Here is a 15,964-nt window from a genome sequence, read left to right as displayed (position 1 = left end):
TTTGACTGCCTGTATTTACGACTCGACCAAACTAAGCTTCTAGTAAAAGCAACCTCCTCTTTATTTCAGCTTGTTATTGTTTCTGGTAGTGCGCTGATTAAATTGATAGCTGCTGACATTGCCATATCCTTCAGATCCAAGACTTGAATTCATAATTGTGGAATCAATCAAATCATTTACATAAATATACGTTGATAATCCTTTAGATGAGAGAGCTATTGAATGTGGTCCTGATTTGATATGACCAATAGTCAAAATCCCTTTTTCATCTGTTTTCCCCTTAAATGCTTTCCCTTTATCAATCGTATACACACTTCACTATTAGCGACAATCTCTCTGCCTTTTTTGATTGTAATAGCTGCAGTATAAGGATAGTACACATGAGAAGTAACTGCCCTTGACCTTCTTTTGCTTACCGGATAGTAAAAAACTCCATCCCCCGCTTTGGTCAACTTTGTAATGTACTCTTCAAATATTATATCCAATGAAGCACCTTCACCAATATTAGTTAGGCTTTTTAGCATTGTATAGCCATCTCCACCGGCTGTTTCAAAATTATTTGTAGCAAGTACGATTTTTGTCGTAGTGTCTGAACGATTTAATACTTCGCCATCTGACCCTTCTGCATCAAGTAAAATGATTTTAGTGACCCGTTCGCCTTTTGTAAACGGCTTTGTAGTGTCTTTCGTATTGGCAGCGGTTTTGGATGGATCAAATTCAAATCGCATTCCTGAAATTTGTGGATACCTTCCATCCACACCGGTAATAAACCCAGTTTTCGGATTAACGCTCTCTATTTTTGAAACACCATTTTCCAGTACATCATATAAAATAGCAGGACTAACTTCTTTGAGAAATAAAATATTACCAAAAGGGAGGATTGAAATGACTTGTCCTCGGTTAATAATACCCTCAGGTATCGAATCGCGTATGCCTCCCCCATTTATCAAGGAGACAATCGGCTGGTTTTCATAACTGGATTCTTTAACCTGTGACGCAGCAGACCAAACCATTGAATCCGCAATCAAATCTCCTAGGTTAGTTTCACTAATCCTGCCGATAGCAATCCCATTTACTGTCGCACCCCAAAGAGGGGTTTCAGTTCGGCCAAAAAATTGATTAAAGCTCGTACCTTGTGATTCACTGATTTTTTTAGTGAAGTTAGCCACTTCGACTTCAGACTTGTAGGTCACAGATTCTGTTTTGGATATCAAGGTTTCTTTTGCTTCGACTATTTCATCATTTTTTAGAGTAATGTCCACTTTGCCTACATTTGCACTTGCACTGCCGGTTTGAGCAATCAACGTTCCATTCACATGCTCATTAATGAGAGTATGACTGTGACCATCTAATATAACATCAATTCCATCTACTTCAATTGCAATATCTTCACTTTTCAGTTTACTGGAAGTTTCATTGCCTAAATGAACAATACCGACAATAACATCTGCTCCTGCTTTTTCTAACTTGTCGACCTGATTTTGGGCAGTTTTTATAGGATTTTCAAATGTAACTCCCTTCACATTATTCGGGTTAGTTTTATACGCGGTTTCTTGAGTGGTAATTCCAAAGAACCCTACTTCTACACCATTAATTTCTTTAATGAAGAACTCCCCGTTATTTCCGTTTATACCTGCAAGAAGTGGTTTGCCCCTATATATCGTGTTGGCTGAGATAACAGGAAATTTAGCAAGTGCCACATTCTTTAACACTTGTTCCAAGCCAAAATCAAATTCATGATTCCCCAAAGTCATACCATCATAACCAGCTGCATTCATTAAGGTAATCACATCTTTACCTTTTCTTAAATTAGCAAAAGGAAGGCCTTGGGTTGCATCCCCAGCATCAATCAGCAGAGAATTCGACTCCATATTTTTCATACTTGTAATAATATCAATACCAATCTGATTCGAATTATTCAGCAAATGGCCATGCATGTCATTGGTGTGAAAAATCGTGATTTGCTTGTTTCCATTCTCTGCTGTTGCCACCAGCACATTATTTGGTAATAACGATAAAACGATTACCAATGAACTAAGCATAGATAAGGTGCACAAAATTGATAACTTCAACCCAGATCCTCCCCTTATTCACCATTACAGTTCATTAAAGAACAACCAACCATCTTAAATTAGGAATATTATTATTTATTGCCTTTAATTAAAAAAATAATAAGTTCTATAACAATAGGAAAATAATGTGAAACAGTGATGGTTTTCGTATTCTTGAAACATGCCTTGTTTGATTCCCTAAAGATAAGAGTTTCAAGGTCTAAGAACAATATCCGTCTAAAGATAGACAATAACAAAACCTGCAGTACATCAGAAATACTTTGGGATTTTTTCGTAATTTGCCAAGGTTTTAAGGAAAAAAAAGAATCTGTAAAATTAGAGCGCTGATTGCATCTGAATTTCCTATAAATTGGTGATATAAATCATATAACCCTACAATCTTTAGTGCATTCTAGTTTTTCAGCACTCCTCTAGTACTTTTCAAGGAACGGAGTTAACATACTTTTATATACAAAAAAGGAACAGAAGAAAAATAGATTCTGTTCCCACTGTTTATTAATATTTATTACAGTTCAGCTAATACTTGCTTTACCGTCATTACAATAAAAGAAAAATCCTCTTCAGTAATACTTAACGGAGGTGCGAGCGTCAGGACATTATTGAAACCAGCTACGGTATCACCATTCTTGCCGATGATGAGTCCTTTATTTTTGCACGATGCAATTACTTTATTGATTTTGGAAATATCAATCGGTTGTTTTGTTTGTTTATCTTCCACAAGTTCAATTCCAACCAACAAACCTTTGCCACGGACATCTCCAACATTTGGATGAGACTTAATTTCATCTAATTCTTGTAGAAAACGAAGACCTAAATCTTTGGACCGTTCAATTAGTTTCTCATTTTCATATATCTCCATATTTTTCAAAGCCAAGGCACAGGAAGCAGGATTGCCACCAAATGTATTTACGTGTCGGAAGCGGTCATATTCTTCGGAACCAGCGTACGCTTCATAAATTTCACGTTTTACAGCTGTAGCGGAAAGCGGCAGGTAAGCGCTAGTAATCCCTTTTGCCATTGTAATGATGTCTGGTTGAACATCATAATTCATAAATCCAAACTTCTTCCCAGTACGGCCAAAACCGCAAATAACCTCATCTGAAATAAGAAGAACTCCATTTTTCTCACAAATTTCTTTAACCCTTTTCATATATCCATCAGGAGGCATCAGAATCCCTCCGCCAGTAATAATCGGTTCCATAATAACTGCTGCTACCGTTTCACTTAATTCCCATGTTATGGCACGATCAATTTCCGCAGCACTTTTTTCACCGCTTTCGTCTTCTGGATTACGGTATAAATCAGGAGGTGAGACATGAAGAAACCCTGGCGCAAGCGGTTCGTATTTATACTTCCGTTGTGCCTGCCCAGTCGCTGCAAGCGCTCCCATTGAATTTCCATGATAAGCACGATAACGGGAAATGAATTTATAGCGTCCATGTTCACCCTTTTGCTGATGATACTGACGGGCAATTTTAAAAGCGGTTTCATTTGCTTCTGAACCACTGTTCGAGAAGAAAATTACATAATCTCCTCCCAGCCAATCATTTAACTTCTCTGCAAGCTTAATAGCGGGAATGTGACTGTTTGTTAAAGGAGAATAAGGAAGTTCCTTCAGCTGCTCATAAGCTGCTTCTGCTAGTTCTGTCCGTCCATAACCAACATTGACACACCATAATCCTGACATCCCGTCAAGATAACGATTTCCATCAACATCCGTGATCCATGCCCCTTCCCCTTTTTGAACGACCATTGTCCCAGGATTCGGTCCAGCTCCTTTCATATGATGCCAAACATATTTTTCATCTATTGTCTTAAGATCTTGACCTTGTTTTTCAACCTGCATAATCCCCACTCCTCTTATAATTGTATAAAGGAAGGCCGACCATAAATAGCGTCGACCTCCTTTCTATATCAGTATCTTGCTGTTAGCATTTTTTTCCTTGTGTAAAATTCTACGCCGTCTCTTCCATTTGCATGCAGGTCTCCATAAAATGAGCTTTTATAGCCGGAGAATGGAAAGAATGCCATCGGAGCAGGTACACCAAGATTCACCCCTAGCATTCCTGCATCAATTTCTTCACGGAATTCACGGACAGCTTTCGCGCTATCTGTATAGAGACAGGCACCATTAGCAAATTCGGATTGGTTAGTTAATTCAATTGCTTCCTCAAGTGTATTAACCCGCACTATTGATAAAACAGGAGCAAAAATTTCATCCTTCCAAATTTTCATATCTGTTTTAACATGATCAAATAATGTTGGTCCTACATAATAGCCGTTTTCCTGATCACCTTCATTTCGACCGTCACGAAGGAGAACAGCCCCTTCTTTTTCACCAATCTCAATATATTGTTCCGTCCTCTTTTTATGAGTATCACGAATGACTGGGCCAAGGAAAACTTCTTTATCCATTCCATTTCCAATCTTGATTTCATCAGCTGCTGCCTTTAATCTTTCTACAAGCAGATCTCCCACTTCTCCTACTGCAACAACTACTGAAGCGGCCATACAGCGCTCACCTGCAGATCCAAAAGCAGCGTTGGTAATGTTGGTTACTGCATTATCCAGATCTGCATCAGGCATTACAATTGAATGATTTTTTGCTCCTGATAAAGCCTGAACGCGTTTTTTATTAGCAGCTGCTGTTTTATATACATACTCTGCAACTGGCTGGGAGCCAACAAAAGATACTCCTTTAATGTCTTCATGCTCCAATATCCCATTCACCACATCGTGTGCCCCATGGACAATATTTACAACACCATCTGGAACACCTGCTTCTGTTAATAACTCAACAAGACGGTTGGCTAGAAGAGGCGTTCTTTCAGAAGGTTTTAGAATAAATGTGTTTCCACAGGCAATCGCAAGCGGGAACATCCAACATGGAACCATCATTGGGAAGTTAAATGGAGTAATGCCTGCTACTACTCCCATTGGATAACGGTACATGCCCGATTCAATACCCGGAGAAATATCCGGAAGCTGGCTGCCCATCATTAAGGTTGGCGCACCTGCAGCGAATTCCACACATTCTATGCCACGTTGAACTTCACCATATGCTTCTGTATAGCTTTTTCCATTTTCAATGGTGACGAGCTTCGCAAGCTCATCCCAGTGTTCAATCAACAATTGCTGGTAGCGGAATAAGAAGCGAGCTCTTTTAGGTACAGCTACCTTTTTCCATTCTTTATAAGCATTTTTTGCCACCCGAACTGCTTGATTGACATCTTCTTTTGTGGAAAGCGGTACAATCGCCAACACTTCTCCTGTTGCCGGATTAGGCACCTCTTCATGTTTTGACGTTGTGGATTCTACCCACTTGCCACCTATATAATTTTTCAACGTTTCTACATCATTAATAACTGCCATTAAGACACCCTCCATTTCAACCCGATTTCATAGTTTTATTATATTTTTTAAACGGACTTTTTACATTAGACGTTTTGTATAGTTTTTGAATGATTATTTGCACATTTTGTTTGTTTTTAAATTTCATATCTTCCTAGAGCCATGGAATATTCCTCGTCAAAATTTACGAGAGCTAGAAATGCAAATTGAAGGCTGTCAGTTTCCTTTCTTATTATTCTTGATAAAATGGGAAATGAGTGTTTTCCAGAATTTTCACATAGACGGAAACAGTGAGCTAACCTAAGATTTGGTTTGACTTCTTCAACATTTATAAATCCATCCCCTTAAAAGTACAGCAACCCTTATAGATTTTTCGTAATCCTTACATTAATGTATGATCATTTAATAATTGAATATAATTTCAGGTCCTCATGCTTACCTTTAACAAACATACCTTTTCGCAAAATACCTTCAAAAGACATTCCAGACTTTTGCATGACCCGTTCTGAACCAAGATTATCCACAAAGCAGCGGGCCTGAATACGAACAAGATTCATATTTTCGAAACCAAACTCTATTACCTTTTTGGCAGCCTCCGTTATCATGCCATTTCCCCAATATTGTGGAGCAAGGACATACCCTATTTCAGCGATTTGATGATTCAAATGCCATGAAACAAAGTCGATAGTACCAATAAACTCACCATTGTCCTTGTATTCAATTCCCCATGGAGCAAGCTTATTATCTTCATAATTCTGTAACACGAATTGGATAAAATCTCTTGTATCAGATAGTGAACGATGCGGTTCCCACGTGACAAAACGAGATACTTCACTTTCGGAAGCATATGCATACATATCTTCAGCATCCTTCATAGTGATTTTCCTCATAATTAAACGTTCTGTTTCTAAAGTTGGTAGCTGCCCATATATATCCTTCACCTTCATGATTACACCCCATCCTTGTTAGATATTTGTATTATATCAAGATTGCTTAGTAATCACTGTTTCCAATTGAATTATTCTCAAAACTTACGTATAATTCAGAAAAATGATAGAGGATGATGATTATGCCAAATAAAAAACTCATTATTACCCAAAACCTGAATGAACATTTATTGCGACAAGTTAAAGGATTGATTCCCGATTGGACTGTGATTACTGGAAGAGCCCCTGCAATATGGCAGGATCATATAAACGATGCGGAAATAATCGCTGGCTGGAAATCAGAAATGTACGAATCTATTTTATATGAAGCAAGTGAATTGAAATGGATCCAGACATGGAGTGCTGGAGTGAATGCTTTGCCACTGGAAAAGTTAGAACAAAAGAATGTGCAGATTACGACTGCAAATGGTGTCCACGCATATCCCATTTCAGAGACCATTTTCGCCCTAATGCTCGCCTTTACAAGAAAAATAGATACATATGTTAAGCAACAGCAGGAAAAGACTTGGCACCACGCTGATATGAAGCAGGAAATTCACGAAAAGACTATAGGCATCATTGGGGTTGGAAAAATCGGGAAGGAAACAGCTAAAATTGCCAAGGCTTTTGGAATGACCGTATTAGGGGTTCGTCATTCTGGTAAATCAGAAGAATATGTTGATGAGATGTTCACCCAGAAACAATTGAATGATCTTCTCCCTAAGTGTGATTATGTTGTCGTGACATTACCTTTGACTCCAGAAACACAGGATATGTTCGGCACAAACGAATTCAAGTTAATGAAGCCTTCCGCTTTTTTCATTAATATTGGAAGAGGATCCCTCGTTGTTCAAAATGAATTGATTCAAGCGCTTAAGGACCAGCAGATTGCAGGTGCAGGACTAGATGTGTTTGAAACTGAACCACTTCCGGAAAGTAGCCCTTTATGGGAAATGAACAATGTCATCATCACGCCACACACATCCGGAAACACTGAATATTACGACAAACGATTGATTGAAGATATTTTCATTCCCAATTTGAAGAACTATCTCAACGGTAAAAACCCTACAACAAATTTACTTAATTACAAGAAAGGATATTAACGAATCTTCATAGCAATTTCACAAAAAATAATCTTACTATGATAGCTTGCAGATTCCGACATTATCTGTTATATTTAATAAGAATTATTTTTGTTCGGGAAGATTGATAAGTGAAACACTTTTCGTCTGAAGATTGAGCAAGGGTAGTAACACATTGTGTGGATTCACACTAGGAGGCAACAACAATGGAACAAGGTAAAGTGAAATGGTTTAACGCAGAAAAAGGATTTGGCTTCATCGAACGCGAAAACGGAGACGATGTATTCGTACATTTCTCAGCTATTCAAAGCGAAGGATTCAAATCATTAGACGAAGGTCAAGAAGTTACTTTTGAAGTTGAGCAAGGTCAACGTGGACCCCAAGCTACTAACGTTCAAAAAGCATAATTTTAAATACAATATATAACGGACTCTACTTGTAGAGTCTGTTTTTTTTGAATAAAAATATTCTTTATAGAATATCTTTTTTGAAAATAAAAAAACCCCTATTCACAAGGAATAGGGGAATATGAAACAAGTTTAGTAAATGGTAAACACAGTATAACACACTAAGAAAAGAAACCCTAATTTATCCGAAAAGTAAAAATTCTCACACAGTTCCTAAGAATGATTTCAATACAGAATTAATCATTTATTTTTTATCTGATTCGTATGTTCGATCCAGACCCCACGGGTAAAACGGCGGCATATCAGAGCTGCTCTTCATTGTAAATTCAGCTTTCCGTTTTTCTAAGAAAGCTTCGATTCCTTCTTGTGCATCAGCTTGCTTTCCGGTCCAATGAAGCATTTTCGATTCTATTTTATGTGATTCAACTGGATGATTTGCTCCAAGCATAGTCCACATTAGCTGCCGAGATAATGTCACAGATACGGAAGAGGTATTTTCCGCTATTTCAGATGCGATTTCCATTGCAGTTGGCATCAATTCATCAGGCTCTACAATCTTGTTAACTAGTCTCCCCTCATAGGCCTCCTTAGCTGAAATCATTCTTCCAGTAAAAATCCATTCGGATGCCTTCCCCATTCCGACAAGTCTAGGCAGGAACCAACCACTGCAAGCCTCCATTGTAATTCCTCGCCTTGCAAAAACAAACCCCATTTTCGCATCAGTTGAAGCAATTCTAATATCCATAGGCAAAGTCATAGTTATACCAATACCAACCGCTGCTCCATTAATGGCTGCTATTATAGGTTTCTTCATCTCAAAAATCCTTAATGATAAAACACCACCTGCATCACGGTACTCAACTAAAGGAGTGTGATCCATAAAAGTTTCTGCACCTTTTTCCAAATCCATGCCAGCACAGAAAGCCTTCCCTGCCCCAGTTAAAATAATGGCTCGTACGTCATCATTTTCATCCGCTTCATCAAAAGCACGAATCATTTCCTCACACATTTTTTCATTAAAGGCATTCATTCTTTCAGGACGGTTAAGTGTAATAATCATGACATGATCGACAATTTCACTAGTTATTGTGGAATACAACATTATTCCTCCTTATCTCACAAAATGAAGCCATTTCTGGGTAATTTTAATTTTACATATAATTACATTTTATATGTTTTATTTTCAAATTCCTAGATTTAATTATTATAAATCTATAAAAAATATTTTCTAAAAACCTAGTGGCATCTTTCCTGAAAATAAAAAGTTTTTTTAATGTGTATTTTCAAAAAAAGACCAGCCGCAGATTTTGCAACTGGCCTCATTATTTTATTTACCAATATAAATGACAAGCAACGTAGTGCCCAGGTTTTTGTTCTTTCCATTCAGGCACAGCGCTAGAACATATCTCCATCGCTTTCGGACAACGAGTACGGAATACACAGCCGCTCGGCGGATTGATCGGACTTGGTACATCGCCTTTTAGTACGATCCTTTCCCGTTTAATAGTGGGATCTGGTATCGGCACCGCAGAGAGCAAGGCTTGTGTGTATGGGTGAAGCGGATCCTTCGTTAAAGAATCACTATCTGAAAGTTCCATCATTCTCCCAAGATACATGACTAAAATACGATCTGAAATATACTTGACCATCGATAAATCATGGGCGATGAATAAATAAGTCAAGCCCATTTCTTTTTGTAACTCTTTTAATAAATTTACTACTTGAGCTTGGATTGAAACATCAAGTGCAGAAATTGGTTCATCACAAACAATGAATTTAGGATTCAAAGCCAGCGCCCTTGCAATTCCGATACGCTGACGTTGTCCGCCACTGAATTCATGCGGAAAACGAGTGATATGTTCCGGACTTAAACCAACCAGTTTTAACAGGTCTTCCACCCGTTTTCTTCTCTCTTTACCTTTTGAAATCCCATGAATGGCAAGTGGTTCACCAATTAATTCTTCTACCTTCATCCTTGGGTTTAAGGAAGCGTAAGGATCTTGGAAGATCATCTGGATTTCACGGCGAATATGTGACATTTCACCAGGTTTGTAATCAAAAATATTTTTCCCTTGAAAAAGAACTTCTCCTTCTGTCGGTTCATAAAGGCGGGTTATCGTACGCCCAGCAGTAGATTTTCCACAACCGCTTTCCCCAACAAGTCCGACAGTTTCCCCTGCGTAGATTTTGAGATCCAAACCATCTACCGCTTTCAACGACTGTGAACCAACAGGGAAATATTTCTTCAGATTCTTTATTTCAACAAGAGGAGAATTTTCGTTGACTGTCTTTTCTTTTACTGACTTATTCTTTAGTGAAACCATTGGTTCTCCTCCTTTAAACATTAGTCGGTGCTTGAACGCGTGTTGCTTTTGCCATTGGATGGTGAAGCCAGCATGCAGCTGTCTGTCCCTCTTCTACTACCTCAAGTTCCGGGTCATGTTCTTTGCACACTTTCATTGCAGATTCACATCTTGGATAAAATGGGCATCCTTTAGGCGGATCTAACAAATCAGGTGGTGATCCGATAATGGGTACCAACGGAGCCGTTTTTTCCATATCCAGTCTTGGCACCGTTTTAAGCAATCCTCTTGTATATGGGTGTTGCGGGTTTGCAAATATTGCTTCAACTGTACCTGTTTCCACAACTTTACCTGCATACATGACTACTACCCTTTCGCAAGTTTCCGCAACCACACCTAGATCATGAGTGATTAAAATGATGGAAGTATCCATTCTACGTTGGATATCTTTCATCAGTTCTAAAATTTGCGCTTGTATCGTTACATCCAATGCCGTTGTAGGTTCATCCGCAATTAACAATTTCGGTTCACAGGCTAGAGCCATCGCTATCATCGCCCGCTGGCGCATGCCCCCTGAAAACTCATGTGGATATTGCTGCATCCTTTTTTCCGGCTGAGGAATACCTACCAGTTTAAGCGTTTCTAACGCTCGTTCATATGCATCTTTTCGAGAGATATTATTATTATGCTTTAAAATACCCTCCATAATTTGGCTGCCGATTTTAGTCGTTGGATTGAGCGAAGTCATTGGATCCTGGAAAATCATACTGATTTCATTTCCACGAATCTTCTGCATTTCCTTTTCACTCATTTTAATAAGGTCTTTACCACCAAATGATATTGACCCTGTTCCATACTCTGCTGGAGGTGTTTCCAATAATCGCATGATCGATTTTGCAGTAACGCTTTTTCCGCATCCGGACTCTCCTACGATGGCGACTGCTTCCCCTTTTTTCACTTCAAAGTTCACGCCGCGAACAGCTTGTACTTTTCCTGCATACGTATGGAAGGTGATGTGTAAATCGTTAACTTCTAATAGGTTCTCCATCATCGTCCCTCCTATTCTAGTATTATCAAAATCTTTATGTTATGACTCATTTATTTCCGTAGTTTTGGATCTAGGGCATCCTGTAGTCCATCACCAGCCACATTAAACGCGAACATGGTTAATGAGATCAATATCGCCGGGATTAAAAGTTGATAGAAATTCCCTACCAAAATGCTTCCCAGAGCATCACTGGTCAATGTTCCCCAACTTGCCTGAGGTGCTGGCACACCCAGTCCCAAAAAGCTTAGAGTAGCTTCGGCAAAAATCGCCGTAGGTACAGTCAACGTTAAATTGACAAGGATCGGTCCCATTGTATTTGGAATCATGTGTTTTCTTAAAGTCCAGCTCGTATTAGCACCAGAGATGGTTGCAGCATGAATATATTCATTCTCTTTTAATTGTAAAACCTGCCCTCTTACCAGTCGGGCCATAGGAATCCATCCTGTAATCGACATGGCTATGATTATCGGCAATATACCAGGTTTTAATACAACCATCATCAAGATAACCATCAATAGGTAAGGGATCGCATAGATCACTTCAGCAAACCTCATCATTATATTATCGGTGCGTCCGCCACGAATAGCTGAAATCCCGCCATATAGGACACCAATTAAAAAGTCTATTAGCGCCGCCATCAAGCCAATGAACAAGGATATCCTTGCACCATACCAAGCTCGCGTAAATAAATCCCTTCCTGATGAATCCGTCCCAAACCAATGCTCGGCATTGGGGCTAAGATTCTTTTTCTCGAAATCTTGACCATAATAAGTATATCCATTAATATACGGACCAAAAATAGCCAGCAAGACCAACAGGATAATTAGAACAAACCCCGTCATTGCTAGTTTATTTTCTTTAAAGCGACGCCAGACGTCAGACCAATATGAAACCGTTGGCCTAGCAATTTTTTCAGCTTCCTTAAAGTTTCCTTCAGCGGGTAGGAACATATCTTCGGTTAAATGCACTTTATCTGCCATTATTTTTTCTCCCCCGTCACTTTAATTCTAGGATCAATCAACGTATAGGCTATATCAACGATGAATATCAATAGGATAAGCACTGCACTATACACAATTGTGGAACCAAGAATGACCGGATAGTCTCGATTGGATATTCCCTTTACAAACATATCTCCCATGCCCGGAATACCAAAAATACGTTCAATAATGAAGCTTCCTGTCACGATATTAGCCGTTAGGATACCAAGAATCGTGATAATCGGCAATAACGCATTTCGGATCGCATGTTTGATTATGACACCGCTACGTTTTAGCCCTTTTGCCTTTGCGGTCAAAATGTAATCTTGTCCCATTACTTCAAGCATGCTTGTCCGCATCAATCTGGCAATGAAAGCAAGAGGCATCATCGACAGGGCAATGGATGGTAATATGGTATGCTGCCATGTCGCCCATGTAGCAACAGGGAATATATGCCATTTTATTGCAAAATAATTGATTAAAATAGTCGCCAAAATAAAGTTCGGAACAGATATCCCGACGATGGCAATGACCATTGATAAATAGTCAGGCCATTTATTTCGTTTCAGTGATGCCACTACACCTAAAATGAGCCCAAAAAAGATGGCAATCACCAGTGCTTGCGCTCCTAAATGCAAGGACACTGGAAATCCCTTCAAAATGTAATCATTCACAGAAATGGATGAGGATTTCAAAGAAGGACCAAAATCAAATTGAACGACTTCCAACAAATAATTTCCATATTGGGTCAACAAAGGCTTGTCCAATCCATAGTGGACTTGAAGGTTTTCATAAACAGCGGGAGGCATTGCTCCTTCTTTCGCAAATGGATTTCCCGGAATCGTATGCATTATGATGAACGTTAATGTAATAACCGCCCATAAAGTAATAATCGCCCATTTAAAACGATTTAATGTATATCTCAACATGGTAATCACCCCAATCATCGATTTTCTAAGGAGTTGAAAACGGAAATGAATTCATGAAATATTCAAATTCGCAATTGAAAAATGGGGTATGTCCATAATCGGACATACCTCCTATTTTCATCCTTCTTTTATTTTTTATCCGCGTAAATAAAGTTCGGATAAGCGTTTATTGGTGCATAAACCCCAGTAACATTCGATTTAACCATATATGGTTTTGTATAGAAGTAAACCGGGAGAATCGGCATTTCATCAATCAGAACTTCCTCTGCTTTATGCAAAGCAGCCATCCGTTCTTTTGGTTCCATTGTAGATTTCGCCTCTTTTAAATATTTATCATATTCTTTGTTGGACCAATCCGCATCATTATAGGCACCGTCTGTCTCCCAAAGCATGAATGTCATCGGATCTACATAGTCACCAACCCATCCTGCACGGGAAATCTCGAAGTCCCCAGCTTTTTCACGGTCAAGTTTAACTTGGAATTCAGCATTTTCAAGTGTAACTTCAACACCTAGGTTATCGCGCCACATTCCTTGAACGGCTTCAGCAATTTTTTTATGAGAATCTAATGTATTATATAAAATTGAAAAATCAGGAAGTTTTTTCATGCCTTCTTCAGCAAGTCCTTCTTTTAACAATTTCTTAGCTTCATCAACATTTTCCGCAAAAAGGTCTCCTGTATTTTCTTGGAAATCTCCAGTTGCATCCGGAATACCCGGCGGGATTACTCCAAATGCAGGCTTTTGACCACCTTGAGCAACATTATCCGTAATTTTTTTACGTTCGATAGCCATTGATAACGCTTTTCTTACTTTAGGATTATTGAAAGGTTTTACTTTAGTATTAAAGTTGTAATAGTAGACAGCAAGTTCTGCTCCATTTTTGAATTCTTTATCTCCAGAATTAACCAATTGACCTTGTACATCCACTGGTAGTGGATAAGCGATGTCCAATTCGCCACTCTGATACATTTGCCATGCAGTATTTTCATCTTCAATTAGAGCAAAATTAACGGCATCCAATTTGATTTTGTCTTTATCATAGTAATTTTCATTCTTTTCGATTTTCAGACTTTCTTTATGTTTCCACTCCGTTAACTTGAATGGACCGTTTGATACATGTGTTTTGGCATCCAAAGCCCATTTCGGATTTTCTTCTTGTACCTTTTTATCGATCGGGTAGAAGGTATAGAAAGAAGTCAAATCAAGGAAATATGGTGTAGGCTGTTCCAATGTAACCTCTAACGTAAGGTCGTCTGTTGCTTTTACTCCTACATCCTCTTCCTTGCCTTTTTTACTGTTGTAAGCTTCCCCGCCTTTAAGATAATAAAGTTGGTAAGCATAATCAGCAGCTGTTTCTGGTTTCAGTGCGTATTTCCAAGCATATTCGAAATCATTCGCTGTAAGCGGATCTCCATTTGACCATTTTAATCCATCTTTCAATTTAAATGTCCATTTTAATCCATCTTCACTGATCTTCCATGATTCTGCAGCACCTGGTACGATTTTACCTTCTTCTGTTTTCTTGGTCAGTCCTTCAAACGTATGTTCAAGAATCCATGATTCATGAGTACCTTGCGCATTGGCAGGATGAAGCGAACCAGGTTCACTTGAGTTGTTTACGTTTAATACTTTTGATTTGGCTGAGTCACTCGAGCCACCTTCTTTTTCATTCGAAGTTTCCTTCGAACCGCTGTTACATGCTGCAAGCACAAGCATAATAGCCATTAGAAGCGCAAGCACTGAAAATTTAGACTTTTTCAAAAATATTCCCCCTCATCTTTAGTCTATCTTGGAGTATCCCTAGTTTAAGAGATTATCCTTCTTCCATCTATTAACTTCTGGTTTAGTACACTAAAATATTCTGCGAGGATAGTTAGAAGTATTCATAGCAGAAACTCACCAAAAATAACTAGCGAAGCGTTTGCATAAATTTACGTTTTTTCTCAAAAACCCAAAATCAGTAGTTTTATAGCTTAAAACCACCTTCCTTTCAACCTCGCAAAAGGGTACTATACTTTGAATTAAAGATGTTGAATATTAAGTATATTACGAATAAATTAAAAAATCAATAAACCAATGAGTACTTTTTCACAAGATAGGTATTAAACGCTAGTAATTTTGATTTATATAGTAGGTAAAAAGAATTGAAACATTAACTTATTTCAATTTCAAACCCCTTCATTATGCGTTTCATTATAGACTCACAAGTACAAATCACTATATTTATATCAACTTGATTGGAAGCTATATTTGATCATCTTATTATACATATTTTTCTCATTATTCAGAAGAGGTTGAATTATTAAGTGACTCAACTTCCCAAGTTAACCACTTTTTATTAGATTCCATTTTTGAATAAGGGTCACAGAAGTGATCAAACTTTTTTCAAAACAAGCTCTTTCTATTTGATATTTTTAAGGTCATTAGTATCATTTGAGCAAACCTTATTCTAAAACAACACCTGTGGTCTTTAGTACGTCTTAATGAACCAAGGTCGTTCACCCAAAAAAAACACAATTCCTTGTAAAAGGATTGTGCCTGAATACTTAATAAACTTAATTCACTTAAAAAAGCCTCTATAAATGGTTAACTCAATAGTCGCTTTCACTTATGTTTTTTAAGCTTGTGTAGCAAGTATTCTTCCGATTTTCCTTTCTTGATAACTAAGGGGCTTCCCAATTCTCATCTTTTAATTGATTACTAATATAAAAAATTTGGCCTAATGTCTGTCTCTCTATTGCTCCAAGTACTGTATGACTTTCACCACGAATATAAATATTCTTTAATAAATCTTGTTCTCTTAAATTAGGGGGCGGACAATTTAGTTCACGGAATCATGTCCCACGCACCTGTACGTCCTA

At 38.2% G+C, this 15,964-nt stretch carries 13 protein-coding genes; 2 read left to right on the top strand and 11 right to left on the bottom strand.

Features of this window, described 5'->3' with window-relative positions; all coding sequences use genetic code 11:
- Positions 1-251: 251 nt before the first annotated feature.
- The 4 genes from JFU50_RS22295 to JFU50_RS22280 form a co-directional block, all read right to left on the bottom strand.
- Positions 252-2,072: a bifunctional metallophosphatase/5'-nucleotidase gene (locus JFU50_RS22295; protein WP_201224182.1), complete on the bottom strand. Its 1,821-nt coding sequence runs from the start codon at positions 2,070-2,072 to the stop codon at positions 252-254.
- 505 nt (positions 2,073-2,577) lie between these two features.
- On the bottom strand, positions 2,578-3,918 hold the full coding sequence (locus tag JFU50_RS22290; protein WP_098176458.1) for an aspartate aminotransferase family protein: 1,341 nt from the start codon (positions 3,916-3,918) through the stop codon (positions 2,578-2,580).
- Positions 3,919-3,986: 68 nt separating this feature from the next.
- On the bottom strand, positions 3,987-5,444 hold the full coding sequence (locus tag JFU50_RS22285) for a CoA-acylating methylmalonate-semialdehyde dehydrogenase (protein WP_201224180.1): 1,458 nt from the start codon (positions 5,442-5,444) through the stop codon (positions 3,987-3,989).
- 377 nt (positions 5,445-5,821) lie between these two features.
- A complete protein-coding gene (locus JFU50_RS22280) occupies positions 5,822-6,370 on the bottom strand; it encodes a GNAT family N-acetyltransferase (RefSeq protein ID WP_201185196.1) in 549 nt (182 codons plus the stop codon).
- Between the two features lie 122 nt (positions 6,371-6,492).
- On the opposite strand from JFU50_RS22280, the gene JFU50_RS22275 reads away from it, so the two are divergent.
- Together JFU50_RS22275 and JFU50_RS22270 are read left to right on the top strand one after the other, a co-directional pair.
- A complete protein-coding gene (locus tag JFU50_RS22275; RefSeq protein WP_201224178.1) occupies positions 6,493-7,455 on the top strand; it encodes a D-2-hydroxyacid dehydrogenase in 963 nt (320 codons plus the stop codon).
- A gap of 185 nt (positions 7,456-7,640) precedes the next feature.
- A complete protein-coding gene (locus tag JFU50_RS22270) occupies positions 7,641-7,841 on the top strand; it encodes a cold-shock protein (RefSeq protein WP_029714163.1) in 201 nt (66 codons plus the stop codon).
- 244 nt (positions 7,842-8,085) lie between these two features.
- On the opposite strand, the gene JFU50_RS22265 is transcribed toward JFU50_RS22270, so the two are convergent.
- From JFU50_RS22265 to JFU50_RS32020, 7 genes are all read right to left on the bottom strand, one after another.
- On the bottom strand, positions 8,086-8,940 hold the full coding sequence (locus JFU50_RS22265; RefSeq protein ID WP_201224176.1) for a crotonase/enoyl-CoA hydratase family protein: 855 nt from the start codon (positions 8,938-8,940) through the stop codon (positions 8,086-8,088).
- Positions 8,941-9,172: 232 nt separating this feature from the next.
- Complete coding sequence (locus JFU50_RS22260) at positions 9,173-10,165, bottom strand: ABC transporter ATP-binding protein (protein WP_053346400.1); 993 nt, start codon at positions 10,163-10,165, stop codon at positions 9,173-9,175.
- A gap of 13 nt (positions 10,166-10,178) precedes the next feature.
- Positions 10,179-11,192, bottom strand: coding sequence for an ABC transporter ATP-binding protein (locus tag JFU50_RS22255; RefSeq protein WP_053346401.1), 1,014 nt, complete (start codon positions 11,190-11,192; stop codon positions 10,179-10,181).
- 50 nt (positions 11,193-11,242) lie between these two features.
- Positions 11,243-12,172 (bottom strand): ABC transporter permease, encoded by a 930-nt coding sequence (locus JFU50_RS22250; RefSeq protein WP_053346402.1) that lies wholly within the window; start codon positions 12,170-12,172, stop codon positions 11,243-11,245.
- Positions 12,172-13,101, bottom strand: a complete 930-nt coding sequence (locus JFU50_RS22245) for an ABC transporter permease (RefSeq protein ID WP_053346403.1) — start codon at positions 13,099-13,101, stop codon at positions 12,172-12,174. Before JFU50_RS22245 ends, JFU50_RS22250 begins: the two co-directional genes overlap by 1 nt.
- 128 nt (positions 13,102-13,229) lie before the next feature.
- A complete protein-coding gene (locus JFU50_RS22240; protein ID WP_242485407.1) occupies positions 13,230-14,864 on the bottom strand; it encodes a peptide ABC transporter substrate-binding protein in 1,635 nt (544 codons plus the stop codon).
- Positions 14,865-15,766: 902 nt separating this feature from the next.
- Positions 15,767-15,874: a DUF1572 family protein gene (locus JFU50_RS32020; RefSeq protein WP_446728189.1), complete on the bottom strand. Its 108-nt coding sequence runs from the start codon at positions 15,872-15,874 to the stop codon at positions 15,767-15,769.
- Positions 15,875-15,964: the final 90 nt, after the last annotated feature.

This window comes from Peribacillus sp. TH14 (assembly GCF_016651145.1).
Taxonomy (GTDB): Bacteria; Bacillota; Bacilli; order Bacillales; family DSM-1321; genus Peribacillus; species Peribacillus butanolivorans.
Note: the sequence above shows the minus strand (reverse complement) of the source record. Positions and strands in the feature narration are given on the sequence as shown.